The organism is Aneurinibacillus thermoaerophilus, assembly GCF_019603355.1.
In the GTDB taxonomy this organism is placed as follows: Bacteria; Bacillota; Bacilli; order Aneurinibacillales; family Aneurinibacillaceae; genus Aneurinibacillus; species Aneurinibacillus thermoaerophilus.
Genome location: NZ_CP080764.1, coordinates 325,668 through 344,473, shown reverse-complemented (window position 1 = coordinate 344,473; position 18,806 = coordinate 325,668). Strand labels below are relative to the sequence as shown.

General features: G+C 42.9%; 25 protein-coding genes and 3 pseudogenes. 3 read left to right on the top strand and 25 right to left on the bottom strand.

The genetic code is table 11. From position 1 onward, the window contains the following. Window positions 1-340 precede the first annotated feature (340 nt). The 18 genes and pseudogenes from K3F53_RS01975 to K3F53_RS01895 all read right to left on the bottom strand — a co-directional run bounded on the left by K3F53_RS01975 (window position 341) and on the right by K3F53_RS01895 (window position 11,508). Window positions 341-607: a MerR family transcriptional regulator gene (locus K3F53_RS01975; RefSeq protein WP_057900444.1), complete on the bottom strand. Its 267-nt coding sequence runs from the start codon at window positions 605-607 to the stop codon at window positions 341-343. A gap of 203 nt (window positions 608-810) precedes the next feature. Continuing rightward, on the bottom strand, window positions 811-966 hold the full coding sequence (locus tag K3F53_RS01970) for a hypothetical protein (protein WP_156424017.1): 156 nt from the start codon (window positions 964-966) through the stop codon (window positions 811-813). Between the two features lie 693 nt (window positions 967-1,659). Then, window positions 1,660-2,457, bottom strand: a complete 798-nt coding sequence (locus K3F53_RS19590) for a M15 family metallopeptidase (RefSeq protein ID WP_057900038.1) — start codon at window positions 2,455-2,457, stop codon at window positions 1,660-1,662. A 64-nt stretch (window positions 2,458-2,521) separates the two neighbouring features. Further along, window positions 2,522-2,947: a phage holin family protein gene (locus K3F53_RS01960; protein ID WP_057898677.1), complete on the bottom strand. Its 426-nt coding sequence runs from the start codon at window positions 2,945-2,947 to the stop codon at window positions 2,522-2,524. 496 nt (window positions 2,948-3,443) lie between these two features. After that, window positions 3,444-4,595: pseudogene (locus K3F53_RS01955) on the bottom strand (esterase/lipase family protein); the annotation flags it as partial. 314 nt (window positions 4,596-4,909) lie between these two features. Continuing rightward, complete coding sequence (locus K3F53_RS01950) at window positions 4,910-5,587, bottom strand: helix-turn-helix transcriptional regulator (protein WP_057900040.1); 678 nt, start codon at window positions 5,585-5,587, stop codon at window positions 4,910-4,912. Between the two features lie 345 nt (window positions 5,588-5,932). Continuing rightward, on the bottom strand, window positions 5,933-6,355 hold the full coding sequence (locus K3F53_RS01945; RefSeq protein ID WP_057900041.1) for a hypothetical protein: 423 nt from the start codon (window positions 6,353-6,355) through the stop codon (window positions 5,933-5,935). A gap of 476 nt (window positions 6,356-6,831) precedes the next feature. Continuing rightward, the gene (locus tag K3F53_RS01940; RefSeq protein WP_057900043.1) at window positions 6,832-7,053 is read right to left on the bottom strand and encodes a hypothetical protein; all 222 of its coding nucleotides are present in this window, start codon (window positions 7,051-7,053) and stop codon (window positions 6,832-6,834) included. 92 nt (window positions 7,054-7,145) lie between these two features. After that, window positions 7,146-7,676, bottom strand: coding sequence for a hypothetical protein (locus K3F53_RS19245; RefSeq protein ID WP_246615673.1), 531 nt, complete (start codon window positions 7,674-7,676; stop codon window positions 7,146-7,148). Window positions 7,677-7,754: 78 nt separating this feature from the next. Next, a pseudogene (locus K3F53_RS19865) lies at window positions 7,755-8,081 on the bottom strand (Holliday junction resolvase RecU); the annotation flags it as partial. Further along, window positions 7,990-8,211 (bottom strand): hypothetical protein, encoded by a 222-nt coding sequence (locus K3F53_RS01930; RefSeq protein WP_057900045.1) that lies wholly within the window; start codon window positions 8,209-8,211, stop codon window positions 7,990-7,992. The gene K3F53_RS01930 and the pseudogene K3F53_RS19865, both read right to left, overlap by 92 nt. Window positions 8,212-8,537: 326 nt before the next feature. After that, window positions 8,538-8,789, bottom strand: a complete 252-nt coding sequence (locus K3F53_RS01925; protein ID WP_057900046.1) for a hypothetical protein — start codon at window positions 8,787-8,789, stop codon at window positions 8,538-8,540. Continuing rightward, on the bottom strand, window positions 8,786-9,652 hold the full coding sequence (locus K3F53_RS01920; protein ID WP_156424110.1) for an ATP-binding protein: 867 nt from the start codon (window positions 9,650-9,652) through the stop codon (window positions 8,786-8,788). The genes K3F53_RS01925 and K3F53_RS01920 overlap by 4 nt, the downstream gene beginning before the upstream one ends. Window positions 9,653-10,057: 405 nt before the next feature. Continuing rightward, entirely contained in the window at window positions 10,058-10,297 is a 240-nt protein-coding gene (locus tag K3F53_RS01915) for a hypothetical protein (protein ID WP_162265058.1), read from the bottom strand. A 3-nt stretch (window positions 10,298-10,300) separates the two neighbouring features. After that, window positions 10,301-10,583: pseudogene (locus tag K3F53_RS01910) on the bottom strand (recombinase RecT); the annotation flags it as partial. 170 nt (window positions 10,584-10,753) lie between these two features. Next, complete coding sequence (locus K3F53_RS01905) at window positions 10,754-11,065, bottom strand: hypothetical protein (RefSeq protein WP_057900048.1); 312 nt, start codon at window positions 11,063-11,065, stop codon at window positions 10,754-10,756. Further along, entirely contained in the window at window positions 11,062-11,262 is a 201-nt protein-coding gene (locus K3F53_RS01900; protein WP_057900049.1) for a hypothetical protein, read from the bottom strand. The genes K3F53_RS01905 and K3F53_RS01900 overlap by 4 nt, the downstream gene beginning before the upstream one ends. 45 nt (window positions 11,263-11,307) lie before the next feature. Beyond that, window positions 11,308-11,508, bottom strand: a complete 201-nt coding sequence (locus K3F53_RS01895; RefSeq protein WP_156424111.1) for a helix-turn-helix domain-containing protein — start codon at window positions 11,506-11,508, stop codon at window positions 11,308-11,310. 126 nt (window positions 11,509-11,634) lie between these two features. Here K3F53_RS01895 and K3F53_RS01890 point away from each other — a divergent pair, with 126 nt between their 5' ends. Together K3F53_RS01890 and K3F53_RS01885 are read left to right on the top strand one after the other, a co-directional pair. Continuing rightward, the gene (locus tag K3F53_RS01890) at window positions 11,635-11,955 is read left to right on the top strand and encodes a helix-turn-helix domain-containing protein (protein WP_057900051.1); all 321 of its coding nucleotides are present in this window, start codon (window positions 11,635-11,637) and stop codon (window positions 11,953-11,955) included. Beyond that, entirely contained in the window at window positions 11,948-12,178 is a 231-nt protein-coding gene (locus K3F53_RS01885) for a hypothetical protein (protein WP_057900052.1), read from the top strand. The genes K3F53_RS01890 and K3F53_RS01885 overlap by 8 nt, the downstream gene beginning before the upstream one ends. A gap of 112 nt (window positions 12,179-12,290) precedes the next feature. Here the strand turns inward: K3F53_RS01885 and K3F53_RS01880 are convergent, their stop codons facing one another. Beyond that, window positions 12,291-12,491, bottom strand: coding sequence for a helix-turn-helix domain-containing protein (locus K3F53_RS01880; RefSeq protein ID WP_057900053.1), 201 nt, complete (start codon window positions 12,489-12,491; stop codon window positions 12,291-12,293). Between the two features lie 160 nt (window positions 12,492-12,651). Here K3F53_RS01880 and K3F53_RS01875 point away from each other — a divergent pair, with 160 nt between their 5' ends. Then, window positions 12,652-13,029 carry a helix-turn-helix domain-containing protein gene (locus tag K3F53_RS01875; RefSeq protein ID WP_236781918.1) on the top strand — a complete coding sequence of 126 codons (378 nt, stop codon included), beginning with the start codon at window positions 12,652-12,654 and terminating at the stop codon, window positions 13,027-13,029. 193 nt (window positions 13,030-13,222) lie between these two features. On the opposite strand, the gene K3F53_RS01870 is transcribed toward K3F53_RS01875, so the two are convergent. The 6 genes from K3F53_RS01870 to K3F53_RS01845 all read right to left on the bottom strand — a co-directional run bounded on the left by K3F53_RS01870 (window position 13,223) and on the right by K3F53_RS01845 (window position 18,782). Then, a complete protein-coding gene (locus K3F53_RS01870) occupies window positions 13,223-13,633 on the bottom strand; it encodes a Fur family transcriptional regulator (RefSeq protein WP_057900054.1) in 411 nt (136 codons plus the stop codon). 25 nt (window positions 13,634-13,658) lie between these two features. Then, window positions 13,659-14,492: a metal ABC transporter permease gene (locus tag K3F53_RS01865; RefSeq protein ID WP_057900055.1), complete on the bottom strand. Its 834-nt coding sequence runs from the start codon at window positions 14,490-14,492 to the stop codon at window positions 13,659-13,661. 17 nt (window positions 14,493-14,509) lie between these two features. Continuing rightward, a complete protein-coding gene (locus K3F53_RS01860) occupies window positions 14,510-15,265 on the bottom strand; it encodes a metal ABC transporter ATP-binding protein (RefSeq protein WP_057900056.1) in 756 nt (251 codons plus the stop codon). Then, window positions 15,262-16,284 (bottom strand): metal ABC transporter substrate-binding protein, encoded by a 1,023-nt coding sequence (locus tag K3F53_RS01855; protein ID WP_236781919.1) that lies wholly within the window; start codon window positions 16,282-16,284, stop codon window positions 15,262-15,264. The genes K3F53_RS01860 and K3F53_RS01855 overlap by 4 nt, the downstream gene beginning before the upstream one ends. A gap of 363 nt (window positions 16,285-16,647) precedes the next feature. After that, a complete protein-coding gene (locus tag K3F53_RS01850) occupies window positions 16,648-18,054 on the bottom strand; it encodes a nucleoside recognition domain-containing protein (protein ID WP_057900059.1) in 1,407 nt (468 codons plus the stop codon). After that, window positions 18,039-18,782 carry a FeoB small GTPase domain-containing protein gene (locus K3F53_RS01845; RefSeq protein WP_204244872.1) on the bottom strand — a complete coding sequence of 248 codons (744 nt, stop codon included), beginning with the start codon at window positions 18,780-18,782 and terminating at the stop codon, window positions 18,039-18,041. The genes K3F53_RS01850 and K3F53_RS01845 overlap by 16 nt, the downstream gene beginning before the upstream one ends. Window positions 18,783-18,806 lie beyond the last annotated feature (24 nt).

Here is an 18,806-nt window from a genome sequence, read left to right as displayed (position 1 = left end):
AATATGAACCATATAAATTATAAAAAACCCTACCACCCAATAAAGGGTAGTAGGGCAATTATTTATTTACGTTCTGTTGTCTGTTTCCATGTTTGGTGAGCTGCAATAATTCCATTTACAACTCCATCAGGCATGGTTCCCTTTGGACAAATTAAGAACCTTCCGGATTCCCGGAAGGTCTCTAACCGATTCTCCACGTCCCTTCATATTAAACATAATATGCAGGGTGTATAGTTTATTGTGGGCTTCTACCACTCAATTGTTGCTCTGCCATTTGTACAAGACGTTTCGTAATTTTATCTGAACAAAACAAAAAGCCCCTTCCAGGGCTTTAATAAAATCATTGTTTTTTTCTTTGCTCTGCTTGTTCTTTTCTTTTTAAAACATCAGCTTTGTAAAATAGCCGATCCCTTGGAAGTTCCTTAATTGGTGTTAGTACACCACGTTTAACCAGGTCGTTCAGATTTTGTCGTGAACAGCCAAGTATCTCAAGTGCTTCAGTTGTGTTTACTACTTCGTTAACGATGTATGCTGTTAATTCATCGCGTGATTTGAATGTTATTTCTTCCGCCACAGTATCACCTTCCAGATATTTAAAACGAACCATAGAGCTATAGATATTACGCCAACCCATTTTAAAGGTGTCATCTTACTGAAATCTAAATCAGATAACCAAGACAGGAATACAATCAACAGGACAACATCAAGAGCAGTTGAGAGCTTCTTCATAATTTAAGGATGGATGTGGTATACTTATTTAGTAAGGAAAGAGGTGGGGCAACACCCCTTTCCGTTTAGATTTTTTTGGGCTTAGCGCTTCCGCTTTTTAGTGGAGCGCTTTTTCTTTTTCTCTCTTTCCTTCTTCCATTTTTTCCACCTTTCTTCGAATTTCTCGGCTATTTCAAATCCGAGTTTGATGCATCCTAGCACTGATGCGATTGTAATCGCCCAGTCTTTCAAATCCATCCTTATTTCACCTCCTTGACTTTATTATACCAATTATATTTACTCACGTCAATATAATTTTGTATATTTATCCTTTCAAGTATTTATATAAATAAAAAAACCGCCATCCATACGGACAGCGGGGGATCGTTTTACCGTTTTCTTGAATTTTGGTTGCAAAATTTCAGCTTTTTTAGTGAGATGGTTGCAGGGATGATTCGTCAAGTGGTTTTTAAAGAATAAAATTTGGAATAATTTATGTTGATTTTGACAAGGGGTATGTAATAGAAATGCCCCGTCATCCATAAGGGCAACGGAGCGTTCGGCTTACTAGAACTTAGATTCAAGGAGCATCAAGATTACAAGCGAAACTACTAGGGCAAATCCCGCTCCTAACTTTTCGGTTCCGCATCCTATCGACCTTCTTAAACTTCGAAGGCGAAATACGGCCCAAATAGCGATTCCACCAAAAAGAAATTTTGCAATTCCAGCCAAGAAAGATAACACCAACATATTAACTACCTCCCTGTTTTTTTGAATAGACGCCTATCTATTTGCCGGTTGCACAAATAAATCGCATCTATCCTCTTTTGGTTTGTACGACATAATCGTTGTTATCGAGTATGCCGTTCGTCTATAAACAGGGTGTACGAACAAAAAAAGCCCCGCCATCCATATGGGTGGCGGGGTGTTTTCGTAAACAACTCAATATGGTCAACCATTCACCACTCGTCTACCTGACGCCTTCCTCACCTCGTCAGCCAGCTCACCAAGCTCTTTCTTATCCTTACGCAACGCTTCGGCTGCTCGATGGTACTCGTCCAGCTTCTGCTGACACTTGTCCGGCTTCGCGTTTTCCTCCTGCCACATTTTCTGATACTGCTTAATTTGTTCGTCCTTCTCTTTCCACTCTGCTTGGATGAGTGCGATGATTTTGTCCGCTTTTGAAACGGGAATCATGTATTCTTCCTCCTTTTTGTCAGTAACCGATGCAACAACTTTCGTCAGCTCTGGAACCTGTACCACCATAGCTGGACGTGATGGGCGTTTTCCTGCTTTTAATTGTGCAATAGAAAAACCAAAGGTCATTTGAACGTGTGGGTAGTCCTTGAAACTTCTCCAATCACCGCCCCATTCAAATCCTCTGGCTTTAAACATTTGTACGACTTCCATCCAGTCTTTTTTGTGATTCTTATTAAAATCTGTGTTCATATCCCAAACGACTTGTTTGCCATCCGGTGTATATAAAGCGAAGTCCAGCGCCAAACCGTAGTTATGGTAGCTGGTACCGCCTTTAGCATTCGTCACGATTTTTCCCGGTTTTGTTCGACCTTGTGCGTATAATTCATTCTGTTCAGCGATTGAACGATACCCCTGCGTAATCAGCACATAGATACCGCGTTGCCAGGCTTCAAATACAACTTCCCAGCCACGCTGGGCAACGACTGGATGTAAATTCGGGTCGTTCAACCGAAAGTTCTTTTGTTTCAGCCAGTCCCATGTAATGGCCATGTCCATCCCTCCTGCTTTAGATCATGAAAAGGCATAGATGCCCGTTTGTTGCCTCCGTTTCTCTTCAAAATTTTGCTTCCTTGTCGTTGTCGTTTTTCATTTGTTCAAAACGTTGACGCAAAAACGCGGGGACTGGAACCCCAAGCCTCCCCATGTTTTCCACAAGTGAAATCCCCTCCACTGCGATTAAAAACATAATCATTGCATTTCGCATGAATTGCGAATCTGTACTGCCAGCTACTACATCCAACTGATGGGAAACAATGACCAGTAGAATCATGGCCCCTTTTTTAAGCAGTCCGTGAAATGCTCGTTCTGAGCTTATCTTTTTTTCTCTAAAAAACCCGACTAAAACGCCAGATAGATAGTCTGCTGCCATACAAATAGCAAGGGCAACCACTAAACGGTCAAATCCTCCAAGTAAAAAGGCAGCGCTCGCTGCGCCGCCCCCAACTACAAAAGTATAAAATGTATCTGTTTCCTGTCTCATCTACTTTCCTCCTTACCCCCTTTCGGGGCAAAAATAAAAAGCACCGGATTAACCGATGCTTATTTCTGCTGTCGTTTTCTTTGTTCCCACTTCTCTTTTTCCTTTTGCCAGTACCTCTGCACACACGACTCCCAATTACTTTTCGGATTTGGCATAACTACTTTTACTACCACATTTATACACTCCTATAATTTTCCATATATATTATGCATCAAATTAGAGGACGTTATAACTAATATTTGTCGTCAAATTTTCTATTGGTACTGTCGTTTATTGGAGACAAACCACAAAAAATGACGAACGAATTTTATTCCTATATCATTTTACAAACAGTAAAATTATAGTTGATAATATCTTACCCTTCTTTACCCGCTGCTGACACCAGCGAGTCTTCAAAGCTCCCTCATCACTCGATGCTCTTTGTAGCATCTTCTTTTTTTCATAAAAAAGGGGAGGCCCCTCCCCTGTTAATTACAAGACACCCCATGCTTTATTCTTATCTCACAGATAATGAACCAAGCATATCTGCAACGCCACGGTAGAAATCTTCAATTTTTTCTATTCCCAAAACATATGAAAGACTGAGCCCAATATAATCAGCATGATCCCAGTTTTCCTGAATCCCCATGTCATTCCATTTTCCGATTTTAGGTGTTCCATCATATGGGACAATCTCATCTGTTGAGCCAAGCTTCGGCCCATTCATCGAAATTGTGTTTACAATCCCATCATTCTGCCACCACTTTTCATCACTGCCGTAGCAGCCTAAGAAAATACCAAATGGAGTAATCAATTTATTCATTGTTAGATCTGGGAGATGATGTCCCGTGATCAGACTTCTGAATGTAGCTTCTCCACTGTATGAGAAATAATAGACATCCGGCTGCGCTTTTACCCAGTTATTCAGCTCTTTGGCTCCTTCTGGTTTGAGGTCCCATGCACTAATATCTTTTGTATTTGTCCAAATTCCACTATTCCATACGCGATCCGCATAGTGCACAAAGGATTCACCTGCTTTTCTTTTCAATCCCCACTGATCGAGTTTGAAGTCATAAACCGGTACATTTGTATTGCCTGACACCGCAGCAGCCAGTCCCATAATTTGTTGTGCTGCTGGAATGAGTTGTGTCACTACATCAGCCAACGTTGTACCATCGTTCGGCGTTGCAATCGTTGTTACACTGTGAACCCACGACTTCCCACCTTCAAATAGCGGAGACAATTGCACCCCATGCTTTTTCGCATACTCTCGTTCTTCCTGGCTTCCCTCTTTTAACAATTGCGTTAACACACGAACCGTCTGTCCACCCATGCTATGTCCGATTAAATGGATTTTGTGTTCTCCATCCCAATTCTTCAAAAGCCCAGGATAGGTTCGACCAAACCGGTCATGTCCATATTTTTCAGCGTGTGCAGCACCATAATCCACTGTTCCACCAACAAGTTGAGCATATAATTCGCATGCACGATCCCAGTTACTTGAAAACGGTCCTACTACCGCAGTGTGTGTTTCGTAACCATACTGTTTCAAATCCTCTTGAATGTCATGCATTCCACCCCAGTACTTTACACCCAGCATTTCATCTCTTCCCCAACATGCAAACCCATGAACTAGAACGATTGGATATTGATTTTTTCTTTCCTTTTGCATGATAAAACAGCTCCTTTTTTACGTTTATTTGAGTTGCCCAAGATAAAAGGGCATAAAAAAACGCCGAAAATTCGGCGTAATTTCTGAATCAATTCAGTTGTTACATAAACCTTACTTGTTTTTAGTAAGCTTCACTTGTTAATTTAAGAAAAAAAGACAAACAAAAAGGCCGCTCTCCCGGAACGGCCTTCGCTTATCTTTCCTGCGTCCAGCATACCACACCACGCTTTTCATCTGCCAAAAACGTCAAGAGTGTAAACTAAAGTCTAGTTTGTAAACTAATGTCTAAAATGTAAAGCAAAAAGCCTGTCCTACGCCGACAGGCTTCCTCGCATCTCGTCTTCATACATAATCCACGCTAGATTTCGAATCATTGAACGTCTAATTTTATCCACTGTCTGCCTGCTCACATCTAACTGTTGCGCAATTTCATACATCTTCTCACCGTCCATCATCCCTTCTGCCACTGCACGCTCTCTTTCGTCCTGTAACGATGCCACAGCAGCTTCTAACTTCTTCACTTTTCGCTCATATCGCTTCATGCGTTCCCAGTTCCGTAAAAGCTTCTGTGCTTCCCTATACGTCACGTCTGAATTAACCCCTTGGGCTTTCGGAAGGATTGATTCAATACCATATTGCGCCGTACCAGCATGAATAATATTCTCCCATACCTCTCGCGGATACTGCTTCTCATACTCATCACATTTTTGTAACGTTTGAATCTTCTCTGCCATCCAGCGATAGTTACGTAAGTCCTGCTCCACACGTTGTACAGCCTCAAGTGCTGGTTCTAAGTCGAGAAAAGCTGGCTGCCCGTCATGCTCCTTCCACTGTGCCGCCTGGTACTCATCCCATTGGAGGCAACTCTGCACCTTTCCGATGTGCATGTCGTGAATCCGACATTTTGAACTTTTTCCCCAGTGTGTTCCTGGGCATTTACTGCATACAGACTCAATGAAATTATAGTTTGGATTGATTTTTTGTTCCATGAGCGAAATCCTCCTAAATGAATCGTTTTATAATTACCGTCTGGTTTGTTTAATTGCCCCGCTTATACGTCGCCATGTTGGATGACGCATTTTTTATGAAAATTCCTAATTTTCATGTATCCCCCCTTTTAGGTAATAAAAAAGGACACCAACAGCCAGAAGGGATATATACTTGTTCCTTACTTTGCTGAATAGTGTCCTCCGATTTCGTTCGGCAGAACATATTAAGTTTTAAAGGATGGTTTAACTTTTGCGCCAACCTACATTCTTGCCTATTGTAGGCTCAGAATGTAGGTTTTTAGGTCCCATCACTAACACTTCAGGAGCAATAACCGCTCATATCACTTACGGAAATACTATTTTAAAAATTAAATAAAATTTATAAATTGCACCAAAAAATATAAAAGTTAAAGAAATCAATCCTATGTATCTAATCCTATACATCCAATAATATTTGTATTCTTTTGGATTGCTCCATTTCTTAATATCATCTTTAATGTGAAATAAAACAATAAACAGTAAAGGTGCTACTACAAATATGATTACGAAAAGAAATAAGATTTGATTAAAACTGTTCATAGTATCAGTTTCAAGAAAAGCTTTCAAAACTTCTCCAACAGATACCAAAAATACTATTAAAAACATTATATTCGAAATGAAGATATCAGTTAATTTCTTCTCTTTTTTTAAATCCCTAATGATAAGAATCGGGATGAGTAGCAGTAAAAGAAAGGCGCTAAACAGAAAAAATATTGTATTGTTCGTCATTCATTTCCCTCCTTAGTCGCTAAGATAATTAGAATTTTTAACTGTCATTTAATTATGCTTCCTTTATTTCACATTTAAATTACGACCAAACCAAAATTAAGTTTCTATTATTTACTTTTTTGAAGAATAACTATTTATGTGCGCCTATTTCCCACCAGCGATAGTGAAACCCCTGAAATCCTCATGTAGCTGGCCCATTCTCCGCTCGTAAGTCATCCATAAATATCTGAAAACCACCGCTCCATGTACGTCCTGTCGTTTCACATCTGGTAATCGAATTCCCTTCTATCTGTAGACAGCACATAGAGCTTTCCACACGTCCACCACGGACAAAATATATTCTGTCGCCCGGATTGAGGCACCTAGGCACCCGTAAGAGTTCCAGAACGCTTCAAAATCCGAATCTATTTCCATATGCTTTGTTTCAGTATCGTCGTTTTTATATTCGCTTTTCGGGATGGTCACTACAATATCCATTACGTAGTCCATAATCCCCGTTTTCGTGCTTCTCTGGCGATGTCTGCAATTCTTCCTTGATGAATCTTAAATGTAAATTCTCCATATTCAGGGAGTTCGATTTCACCAGCGCGACCGTTTTCTATTATGATAATTTTCGCATTCCGTCCTACTATTGGAATTTCTACCGTTTGTTTTTCTATATTCACAGTCAATTCTTTTACATTAATTTCTGCTGACATTCTCGCATCCCCCTGCTCTATGGTAAAATATTTTTGCAGAGTAAAAGCAGGAAGCCCCTCTCCGGTTAGTGAGCGGGAGGCCTTTTTTCTTCCTACTTCTTAATCGCTCTTATAGCTGAAATAAAAAGCACAATACATCCAATGAGCAATGCATAACCAATGCCCATAACCATAAGCGGAACATATTCTGGAGTGTTTGGACTATCGGCCGAAAATCCGGCCATTATTAAAGGCAAAATGGGTAACATTAAAATCCCAGGTCCAATCCAAATAATACCTAATCCGAAAATTGCTATTACAATCCATGCCCAAAGAGGCCCTTTTCTCTTAAATTCTCCCTTATTTTTTCGGAATGGATTTCTTTTCTGGTCTTTAATAATAGCACGAATGGCTTTTACAATGAGCCATACAGCAACTGCCAATATTGTTAATCCAACGAGTAAGAAAAAAATTTGGATTACACTAGGATTAAAAGGACGGTTTAAAAATCCACTCATCATAAAAGGAAAGAACGGAAGTAAGAAAACCTTCGGCCCTTGTGCAAGAAGAAATAAGGTGGTAATGGCAACCGTTATATATGCCCATAATGGTCGCTTTTGTTCTTCAAAATGTTCGTCTGACATTTTAAACCTCCCCTTCATTCTTTTGGTTCCCTGGCCACCTGTCTCTGTGTGCTGCCAATACTGCGCCAGCACTTCATATGGCAGCAGGTAGACCGTCTGATGCTTGGCAAATTCGACAAGTAGAAAGCTAATGGCGCCGCACCGATGATACTTTGCAAGGTACTCCACTTGGTGCTCGGCGATATTCCTAAGAGGAAAGCGCCTCAATTCTTTCGTGCTCTTTGCTTCAAACACAATCGAGCGTCCGGCGTATGCCCCCTCGTAATCCACTGTGCTTGGACTTTTGAAGTGGCCAACAATTCCGTATAAAACTTTAATCGGTGTCGGCCGCTTGTTGATAACGGCTACGCCAGCGTCGCTTTCGCTTGTACAGACTGTTGTATGACATCTTGTATTTCTCCACAATAGCCTTGTCCGTCAAATCCTCTCTTTTCAGTTCGATGTACTGTTCAACAGTGATAGTGACGCCATTCGACCTCGGCTTTGTTTTCTCAACTTTTTCATCGCCTAGCAATCGGTCTCCAAGTTCGCGCATTCGTTTCCCTACCTGACATTCATTCCATCAATACTGCTGGAAACGATGAGATTCCAAGCTGTGATTTCTCCTATCAACCCCCGACAATGCTTGTTTTTTTCTTTCGCATTCCGTGCAATTACCCAGCATCCGACCAATTTGTAAGCGCAACACACGCTTTTCCTTCCTGGTCTCCTACTTCCTCCCGTTCCATGCCGGACGGCCACTACCCATTTTGTTTGAGTTGACTCGGCCGACCGAGCAACTATCTTGTATCCATCTTGAAAGCTTGCTCGGAATCACCACCGGAACTGGGCCTCTGTGTTTTTTCTTCTCTTTCATGCGATTCACCCCCAAATACCACCGCGGCATAGCTTGATTTTTCCTTTCCGCGCCAAATCAAAAATCAGAATGGCTGTCTCATCCACTTCCCTGCCGAAATTACTTGCGATATATTCAACTGGGATGCCCATGTTCCACATTGCAATGACTTCTGACACTTGATCATCCCAGAAGAAATTCAAGTCTTCGCAAGCGATGTAAATATTTCGGCGCTGCTCTGTCAGATGCCGACGCTCAATGTTCGTTGCTGCTATCATGCTCCGTTCATCTCCCGAAAGCGTTGTGCCGCACGTTCACGTCGGTAACTGCTGGCTTTGTTCTCCACAATGATGCTTGTACCGATTATCCGGTCATGAATCCGTTGCGCTTTGATTTTGTCCTCTTCTGTCGGCTGTTGTGGCATGAATCGAATCAGCAAATCAGCCGGCGAAAAATTGGACGTATACAGAATCGGTCTCTTTTTTCGATAACGGCCATCAATAATCCGGAACATCACATCCAGTACCCAGTCTGTGACTTTCTCAGCGCCGATATCATCCAAAACGAGTAAATCACAGTCCCGAAGCGCGTCCATAATCTCGCTTTCTGTCTCTTTTTCTTTCTTGTTAAACGTATTTCGAATACGCTCTAGCAGTTCAGCCATTGTCTGAAAAACAACCGTGAACCCTTTATCTTTGATTTCGTGTGCCACTGCCGCAGCAAGATGTGTCTTGCCGTTCCCGGGTGTTCCCCAAAGTAATACCCCGATTTCTTCCTGGTGGTGCTCGAAGTTTTGGGCATAATCTCGTGCTATTTGATACGCCTTTTCAGTACCCGGACGTGATTGAAACGTATGAAACCAACACTCTTCAAAGCGCTTGCCCAGCTCTGAGATATCAAACTTCCGCTCAATCATCTTTCGCTGAATCAGCGTCTCAGCTTGCTTTTGGCCATAAACGAACTTGTCAATTTCGCACTGGCAACGACTTTGTACGATACGCACTTTGCCGAACAACTCAATCTGTGTCTTCGGCACAAACCGGCCACAAATCGGACAATAGCGATCTCCCTCAGCGTCTTTAGAAAGAGAGGGAATTAATTTCATCACGGAACGCTGGATCAAGTTCTCTGCTGGCTGCACTGCGTATGCCTCCTTTTGATTCTCTGATTTCGAACCTATTCTTGCTTTGACGGTTCAACATCCGCATTAGTTTTCTATAAGCCTCATCATCCCTTGTGTTTCTAAGAATCCCTAGCGTGTACTGCTCGCGTTTATCGTCGTGTTTTTCAAAGTGATGCCATACAGCGAAGTTAATCTGATTCGCAGAGTATTTTTTCATCTTCGCAAAAACCTGGAGCAAAACGTTTTTGGAAATCTTGCATGTACTTCTCGTTAGCCGCAGCATGTCACAATAACGAATTAAGAGTTTTCGGTTTACACCTAAAGGCAAGATGTGGATGTTCTCATCGACAAAGGTTTCGATGTCTTTTTCCGAAGCGAGCGACGTATTAGGTTTATTGTTTATATTGCTGTTCTTATTGCTGTTTATAATGCTGTTATTAAATAAAAGATGTGGTTTCTCTTGTGGATTTTTTTCGCCTTTTGATCAAGCGATCCTTTTATCTCCCAGCGCGTCCATCCCGTTTCCCGTTCCAACTCAGAAACGTTTACTTTTACTTCCCCTGTATTCCAATCCGCTTGTTCAAGCAAATGATAGAAAAGAAGCTTGTCCCTCAAATTTTTGATAGAGAGTCGGGCGCAGAGAGCGCCCACTCTTCTATTCAAATTTCATTTCCATTGCCTGCTGTAATTGTTCATCCTGCTGCCAATCTTTTTGCTTCTCCGCCTGCTCCTGTGGCTGTTCTGTAGCTTCCGACGCAGGTTCATGATATCCTCGGCCGTTACTCCTTCAGCCTCTATTGCGTCTGCATAGACACTGCGCGGCCCACTGGTAATGTACTTTCTTCACCGTCTCATCCTGGACAGCCATTTGCTGAATCTCAATGCTGATCGGCAGGTACTTCCACATATGACGAATGACTGTCTTCTTTGCCATCTCTTCAAAATTACTTGAAGGGCGATTTCCTCCTTTTCATTTTTTAGCACCTGGCTCGGAAGTGCTGTAGGAGCCAGGCAGAGAGAAAAGATGTGGTTAAGAGGTGGAATTCCCGGCCCCTACAGCAAGCCCGAAAAGCTTGCCGTACACGCGAACGTGTGTTATGATTTTTGTGACCATTTCTGCTAAGCTGTTTGAGTGTTCCCGCACTCGGCAGCTTTTTTCGTGTAATAAAGTGACAAATCATGATAGCGCCGCAGATTCAATTTGTGATATGACCATGCTGCTAGATATCCTTTCTCTTCCCCTGCTGCTTTATATGCCTCAGCCAACTTCAAGAACTCATCAGCTTCTTTCTTGGCTTCTTGCATTTCTAGTTTGATTCGATTCAGTTCCAGACGATGTTGATAGGCTTCGTTTTGTTCGGCATCCATCAAGCTCATATCGTAGTCAGCCGTCCGTTCTAGCACTTCCTGCATACGCATATTCCAGCTCATCGCAACACCCTCCCCGGTAATAATTCGCAGGCACGACGTTTGGAGATGCCGAGAAATTCGCTGATTTCTTCAGCACCGATAAGTTTTTCTTTTTCAAGGGAAGTTCCAGCAAGCATTTTCTTGATTTCAGCAATTGCCTTGCCAACTTCTTCACGAACGATTTCGCGGAACATTTCCTCGATAGGATTGGCCGCCATGATGTTTTGCCTCCTAATGTTTTGGTAACTGAAGCGGTAAAATTTTTAGGCTGTTTGTTCTTCTTCATCCAGCAGTTCGGCGACCGTTACGCCGAGGGCGTCGGCTAATTTGCGAAGTATCGTAATCGTCGGTTGTTTGTTGCCAGATTCTAAGTAGTGGATGTGCGACTGAGAAACGCCGGAACGTTTGAAAAGCTCTAATTGCGACCATTCTTTTTCAAGTCGAAGTTTCTTAATCCTATTCACCCTTATCACTTCCGTGTTTATACACTATCACTAATATTATGATTAGTAAAAACTATAATGATAATTTTGACGAAAATTTTTTGTGATAAAATCACTGTTGAGATAAAACGAATGGAATGATGATTAATGGATGTTTCCAAAAGACTAACTGAGATTCGAGAATCACTTGGATTAAGCAAAAACCAATTAGCTAAGATGTCCGGAGTGTCACAATCGTTTATCAGCTATATCGAAGCCGGGCAGCGCCAACCGACATTGGATATAATTGAAAGACTTTGTTCCGCACTCGGAATTACAGTTATTCAGTTTCTCTCTGACGACTCCGACCAACTCCCTCCCGACCTCCTGCAACTCATCGAAACTGCCAAGAAACTCACGCCGGAAGAGCGGAAAAAAGTCACTGATATGCTCCAAACCATGTTAGAAAGGATGAATCAGAATGAGTGAAAAGTTACTTGAACAAATCCTTAATGAACTTAAAGATGTAAAAGCAGAACTCAAAGATATAAAGGAATCAGTCTCCGATATTCCGCTTATCAAACGTGCTTTTCTTGATACATCCGACTCCGTTAAGCGTTTGGAAGAAATTCAGGATAGTCAGCAACGTATTATCGAATTACTCTCTGCTCGTTCTATTCAGCAAGAAGCTGAACTTAAGCGTATCAAGTAGCCACCGCCTATTTGGTAGCTTTCCCCTTCCAACTGAGGTTGGTTTTGGTAATTGAAGTGGGGAAAAAATTAGATGTTAGGCCGAGTTAATTCTCGAATCGAGAATTTCTTCATCAAAAAAAAAGCGCATTTACTTCAACGCCTAAGATTTCAGCGACCAAAGGAACCTTATCGGCATCAAAACCTTTTTTACCCGATTCAATTTCGCTAAGTATCGAAGGTGATTTATACCCGAGTCTCTTGGAAAGATGAACCTGAGTCATACCTTTTTCTAAGCGGATCTTTCTGATTCTCTTTCCGATGATCTTACTCAACTTGTTCACCGCCTTTATTCTCGCTTTTAAATTCTCATTTTGTGAATTCTTGAGACAAGTATAAATTCTCAATTCGTGAAAGTCAATATTAAAATTCTCGATTCGAGATATTTTTTTCTCTTTTAGAGAATTTGTGATAAATTAGGAGGTGAAATAAGAGGTGATAGTGTTGGCCAAAATGACGCTTGGAGAACGAATTAAATATCTTCGTGAAAAAAATGGATATGCACAAAAATTTGTCGCAGAAAAAATTGGTGTGCGAAACAATACACTTTCTAGTTATGAATCAGATAAGCGTCAACCAGACTATGATACCTTACAAAAAATAGCTGACTTTTTTGAGGTATCTGTCGACTATCTTTTAGGCCGTACTGACGATCCGTCACCAAAAGAAGATAAGAAAATGAACCTCTTCTTCTACGATGGACTTGAAGGATACGACGATCTCACACCTGAAGAACAAAAAGCCTTTCGTGAACATATGTATGAGGAAGCAAAACAAGCCATCGAGCTTGTTAAGAAGCTTAAGAAAAAATAACCCTGCCTGACCATTGGACAAGCAGGGTGTTTTTGTAAGCGTTAAAGAAAATTATTACATAGATGTAATATATTTGAGGTGATAAATAATGGGTTGGAAAGGTGCACTCCGCTCGCTTAATGCCGCTAGTAAAAGAATGGCACGTGATGCTAAAAGAAAACCCTTGAAAAATCAGGGGGTTTCACGCTTGCTACTATCTACATTCCGAGCAATAACCATAAATTTCAAATTTATGCCCTGTAATCGTAAATCCTTCTGGCTCGCCAAATCCCCCATCCAGCGGACACAATCTAATATGGCGCGTCTTTCCGCAGGACAAGCAAATCAAATGATGGTGATGGTCTTCCGTTGAACAGCGGAAACGGTACTTCCGCTCTCCGCCTAGTTCGGTTACCTCCAAAATATTCAACTCCGCGAACAATGTTAAATTCCGGTATACAGTATCGAAACTCAGCGCAGGATAATGCTCCTGCATATACTCAAGCATATCGCGAGCCGACAAATACCGCTTTTCTTCGGCGAAAATGCGGATCATCTCTTCCCGCTTGCCCGTATATTTATATCCACTTTTCTTTAAAATCTGCAAAGCCTGTTCCACGGTCATTATTTCCACCGCCTTTTACTTCACTTCAAGAGTTGCGTAGCCGCTTGCCGACAAGTACGCACACAAGCAGCAAGACGGCAACAAGTACAATCGTGCCGCCCGAAGCCAAATCAAACGTATAGGCAATTAACAGTCCGCTCAAAACGGATACTTCTCCGAAGACAATTGCATAGATAAATGTCTGCCGGAAACTGCTGGCCAACTGCAACGCGGCCGCCACCGGTAACGTAATTAGCGCCGAAACAAGCAAAATGCCCACCACCTGCATGGAGATGCTAATGACAAGCGCGACCAAAACACTGAATACAACGTTAATCAAATTGCGTGGAACGCCCGAAATGCGCGCTCCTTCTTCGTCAAATGAAAGATATAGCAATTCTTTGTAAAATAACCAAACAATTGCAATTACAACCAAGCTGGCGATCACAACCCGCACCAAGTCTTCTTCCGTAACAGACAACAAGCTGCCGAATAAATATCCGAACAAATCGACATTAAAGCCGTTCGCCAGGCTAATAAGCACTACACCAAGTCCGATACCGGTGGACAAAATAATCGGGATGGCAAGCTCCTGATAGAACCTGTACGCTTGACGCAGCTTATCTATCATAAAGGCGCCGCCTACCGCGAAAAACATTCCTGTATAAACCGGGCTGATGCTCTGAAAGGACGGGATATACTGTGAAAGCAGCAACCCCGCCGCTACGCCCGATAGCGTGATATGAGACAGAGCATCCGCAATCAGCGACATCCGGCGTACTACAAGAAACACGCCGATTAGCGGGGCCACAAAACCGATAATTAACCCGGATAGCAGCGCATGCTGCATGAATTTGTAACTTAGTATCGCTTCAATCATCGCTTTCTGATTCCCTTCTAATGGTTATGATGCAGCACATGTACATCGTAACCGTATGACTTCAACAAAATTTCGGGGCGTATCCGTTCGAATTCTTCGGCTCGTCCGTGAAAATGCAACTTGCGGTTTAGACAGGAAATGGAATGCATTTTCGTACTAATAGCCCCTAAATCGTGAGAAACAAGAATAATAGAGATGCGATTTTCTTCGTTCAAACGCTTCAGCAAGTCATAAAAATGCGCTTCTGATTGTGCGTCCACGCCGACGGTCGGTTCATCTAAAATGAGCACATCCGGATCGCTGACCAGCGCCCGTGCAATAAACACACGCTGCTGCTGTCCCCCGGACAGGCGACCGATATTCCGCCCTTCAAATCCACCCATACCAACTGTCGCAATTGCCTCCCTGACCCGTTCTTTCTCCTTCTTGCCAGGCCTGCGAAACAATCCCATCTTCGCAGTCAATCCCATCATAACGACTTCGAATACCGTGGCCGGAAATCCGGTATTAAAACTATTCGCTTTCTGCGAAACATACCCAATACGCGACCATTCGTCAAACTTGCGTAGCGGCTTACCGAACCACGTAACATTTCCTTCCTGCAAGGGCAATGCGCCAAGAATAACTTTAAGCAAAGTAGACTTGCCAGACCCGTTAGGTCCGACAAGTCCCATCATTTCACCCCGATGCAGCTGTAAGGAAACATCTTCGAGTACGCGTTTGCTCCCATAACGGTGCGAAACATGCTGCACGTCTAAAACAATGTCACTCACTGTACTTCCAGCACCTTCTTCAACGTATTTAGATTTTCTTTCATTAAATCAATATAAGTCTTACCGGCGTCAAATTGCTCTTTCGTTACATTCTCAATCGTATAAAGTGTCACAGCTTCCGCACCGGATTCCCGCTGTACCGTTTTTGCTACTTTATTCTCAACAAGTCCTTCAAATGCCACATATTTAATATTATGCGCTTTTACCGTATCAATCAAACTTTTTAATTGCTGCTGAGACGGCTCTTCTGAAGGAGAAAGACCAGATACAGACAACTGGATTAAACCATATTGTCTCGTTAAATATGCAAACGCCTTGTGAGATACAACCAATTCTTTTTTCTTCGCTTTACCGATCACGTCTTTATATTCTTTGTCGAGCGCATCTAAATCCGCGGCAAGCTTCTTGTAATTCGCTTCATATGCATCCTTATGAGCCGGATCAACCTCTGCTAGCGCATTTTTCACTTTCTCTGCTTGCTGTTTGGCTAACATCGGATTTAGCCAAACGTGCGGATCGTATTTTCCATGAGCATGCTCACTGTGATCCTCTTCATGCACCGATTCTCCTTTATGACTATGTTCCCCTTCATGAGCGTGCTCTCCCTCATGTTCATGCATTTCTGTTTCTATAAGCTGCAATCCCTGACTTGCATCCAGTGCTTTCGTTTTTTGCGGATCAAGATTTTTCGTGACGTTCTCAATCCATGTCTCATAACCTGCCCCATTGTAGATGAATAACTTCGCTTCATTTAATTTGGCCATATCTTTTGCTGACGGTTCGTAGTCATGACCTTCCGCTCCAGGCGGCAACAAATTTGTCACCTGTACATGCTCACCGCCAATAGTCCGTGTAAAATCATATAAAGGAAATATACTTGTATATACTTGTATTTTTTCTCCATTTGCTTTCCCGGCAGAAGCAGCCCCTTCACCTTTTTGTCCACAGCCTATCAAAAAAACAGCCAGCACAAGGCTTAGTACGAATAAACTATAGAAAAGTTTCCAATAACCTTTCACTTTTGTCATCCCTCACTCTGTAAATAAGATTTCTTCCGATTTCCAAAAAACAGTATAACGTAATGATTACGATTTGTAAACAAAAAAATGAGACATTAACTACCAAGAAGTTTCGAATACCGACATTGAATTTATCATGATGAATGCTGGATATGACCAGCTAAAAAATTATGAAGCGACTCATGAGCTAAAGGCACAAGCGATAATTCCTCAGACTTCTGGACTTTATTCAAATCCTTTTCTGATCGAGCCGTTCGCTTTTCCGTTTCACGTTCAAAAAGGAAAAGCTGAAAATAGAGCGAAAGCAGCCCCTTACCACAGGTAGCTGCCTTCCTAACTTTATTATCTATATCATGATCTATATCATGCCACCCAACCGAAATAGCGGACAATCTGAGTAACCACAAAGCAAACCACAATCGCAATGGAAAGCGGAATAAGAGCCGCAAGCACCGTCCATTTTGCACTTTTCGTCTCTTTCGCGATCGTATATAGCGTCGTACCGCACGGATAATGCAAAAGCGAAAACAACATCACATTAAGCGCTGTTAGCCACGTCCAACCGTGCTCCAAAAACAATGCTTTAAGCGCACTTAAATCTTCCAACTCTAACATTGCGCCGGAAGCCATATACGCCATGATAAGAATCGGCACAACAATTTCATTGGCCGGCAGTCCAAGTATAAACGCCATCAAAATATATCCGTCCAGCCCAATCGCGTGTCCGAACGGCTGAAGCCAATTTACCGCATGCGCCAGCATGCTTTGCTCCCCAACCGTAATGTTGGCCAGCAACCACGTAATGACGCCAGCCGGGGCAGCGGTAATCACAGCACGCTTTAATACGAATAACGTTTTGTCAAATACCGAACGAACAAACGTGCGCACCACCTGTGGTTTACGGTACGGTGGAAGTTCCAGCGTGAAGTGGGACGGCACACCACGCAGCAATGTTTTAGAGAGCGCCCACGATACAAACAGCGTCATCATAATACCGAACAATACCATGCCAACCACAATTAGTGCAGCAACCGTTATGCTTTCACCTGTGCCGACCGCTGCGGTCATAAATAGCGACGACATCAAAATCAACGTCGGCCATCTTCCGTTGCATGGCACAAAATTGTTCGTCAAAATCGCAATCATGCGCTCGCGAGGCGACTCGATAATCCGACAAGAAACAATCCCCGCTGCATTACATCCGAACCCCATCGCCATGGTTAGCGATTGCTTACCGTGTCCGCCCGCTCTTTTAAACAATCGGTCAAGATTGAACGCAACTCGCGGCAAATAACCAAAATCTTCAAGCAATGCAAACAATGGAAAGAAAATGGCCATCGGCGGCAACATAACCGAAACGACCCAGCTAACACCTCTAAATAAACCAAGCACTAGAATGCCGTGCAGCCAGGCTGGAGCGCCAGCCCACATAAACAAAGCCGTCAATTTTCCTTCTAGCCAACCAAAACCGCTTGCCAGCAAATCCGACGGTACGTTGGCCCCCGCAATCGTAATCCAGAACACTACCCCCAGCATGGCCAACATAATTGGAAATCCAAGGTAACGAGATGTCAAAATGTCATCCAGCTTGTTATCCCAATCCATTCGTTTATTTTCATTCGTCTTGGTGACTTCTTCAGCAATTTTCTGAGAATACTGAAAAATTTGTTCTACCAGTACATCTCTTATCGGCTCTTTGTTCCCCATTTCAATTCGACGTGCAATCGCATACAAATGGTTCAAGTCGTTCTTCCCTATGCCTGCGGCCATGATGGCGATACCCCCTGACTTACAGAATGTAGTGGCAGCACGTCATCCGTCAAATATTTCTCCATATCTTCCAGCAACGTATGATCCCCATCCAGCAAGCGCAGCGCCACCCAGCGCGGATTAAGCACCCCTCGCAACAGCGGTGCGATCTCCGCTTCCAATTGCTCTACCGCCCGTTCTATCTGTTCACTATATCGGAGAATCAGTGGCTTCGGAACCACACGACCGGTTGCCACATCGAACAGCGCATCCTGCAATTCCTTCAGTCCTTGCTTTTGACGGGCAGCTGTGGCAATGACCGGCACGCCCAACTTTTGCGAAAGACGCTCTGTATCTACCGTAATTCCTTTTCGTTTCGCTTCATCCATCAAGTTTACGCATAGCACAATCTTATCAGTAATTTCCATCACTTGCAGTGCAAGATTCAAGTTCCGTTCCAGCGCCGTCGCATCTACTACAACAAGCGTCACATCAGGACGACCAAAGCAGATAAAATCACGCGCTACCTGTTCATCCGCGGAATTCGGCAAAAGAGAGTATGTGCCTGGCAAATCAACCATAAGAAACGACTCACCCCGATGTGTAAATGTTCCCTGCGCATTCCCCACCGTTTTTCCAGGCCAATTTCCGGTGTGTTGATTCAAGCCCGTCAACGCGTTGAATACTGTACTCTTCCCTGTATTCGGATTTCCAGCAAGCGCAATGACAATCTGCTCAGATGTTGTCATCTCGATTCCAAATTTACTGTGTAA

Excerpts from the sequence above, each read along its gene's own strand:
- K3F53_RS01975 (WP_057900444.1), bottom strand. The coding sequence starts at position 607 with ATGGTTCGTTTTAAATATCTGGAAGGTGATACTGTGGCGGAAGAAATA.
- K3F53_RS01970 (WP_156424017.1), bottom strand. The coding sequence starts at position 966 with ATGGATTTGAAAGACTGGGCGATTACAATCGCATCAGTGCTAGGATGC.
- K3F53_RS19590 (WP_057900038.1), bottom strand. The coding sequence starts at position 2,457 with ATGGCCATTACATGGGACTGGCTGAAACAAAAGAACTTTCGGTTGAAC.
- K3F53_RS01960 (WP_057898677.1), bottom strand. The coding sequence starts at position 2,947 with ATGAGACAGGAAACAGATACATTTTATACTTTTGTAGTTGGGGGCGGC.
- K3F53_RS01950 (WP_057900040.1), bottom strand. The coding sequence starts at position 5,587 with ATGGAACAAAAAATCAATCCAAACTATAATTTCATTGAGTCTGTATGC.
- K3F53_RS01945 (WP_057900041.1), bottom strand. The coding sequence starts at position 6,355 with ATGACGAACAATACAATATTTTTTCTGTTTAGCGCCTTTCTTTTACTG.
- K3F53_RS01940 (WP_057900043.1), bottom strand. The coding sequence starts at position 7,053 with ATGTCAGCAGAAATTAATGTAAAAGAATTGACTGTGAATATAGAAAAA.
- K3F53_RS19245 (WP_246615673.1), bottom strand. The coding sequence starts at position 7,676 with ATGTCAGACGAACATTTTGAAGAACAAAAGCGACCATTATGGGCATAT.
- K3F53_RS01930 (WP_057900045.1), bottom strand. The coding sequence starts at position 8,211 with ATGCGCGAACTTGGAGACCGATTGCTAGGCGATGAAAAAGTTGAGAAA.
- K3F53_RS01925 (WP_057900046.1), bottom strand. The coding sequence starts at position 8,789 with ATGATAGCAGCAACGAACATTGAGCGTCGGCATCTGACAGAGCAGCGC.
- K3F53_RS01905 (WP_057900048.1), bottom strand. The coding sequence starts at position 11,065 with ATGAGCTGGAATATGCGTATGCAGGAAGTGCTAGAACGGACGGCTGAC.
- K3F53_RS01900 (WP_057900049.1), bottom strand. The coding sequence starts at position 11,262 with ATGGCGGCCAATCCTATCGAGGAAATGTTCCGCGAAATCGTTCGTGAA.
- K3F53_RS01890 (WP_057900051.1), top strand. The coding sequence starts at position 11,635 with ATGGATGTTTCCAAAAGACTAACTGAGATTCGAGAATCACTTGGATTA.
- K3F53_RS01885 (WP_057900052.1), top strand. The coding sequence starts at position 11,948 with ATGAGTGAAAAGTTACTTGAACAAATCCTTAATGAACTTAAAGATGTA.
- K3F53_RS01870 (WP_057900054.1), bottom strand. The coding sequence starts at position 13,633 with ATGACCGTGGAACAGGCTTTGCAGATTTTAAAGAAAAGTGGATATAAA.
- K3F53_RS01865 (WP_057900055.1), bottom strand. The coding sequence starts at position 14,492 with ATGATTGAAGCGATACTAAGTTACAAATTCATGCAGCATGCGCTGCTA.
- K3F53_RS01850 (WP_057900059.1), bottom strand. The coding sequence starts at position 18,054 with ATGGCCGCAGGCATAGGGAAGAACGACTTGAACCATTTGTATGCGATT.
- K3F53_RS01845 (WP_204244872.1), bottom strand. The coding sequence starts at position 18,782 with ATGACAACATCTGAGCAGATTGTCATTGCGCTTGCTGGAAATCCGAAT.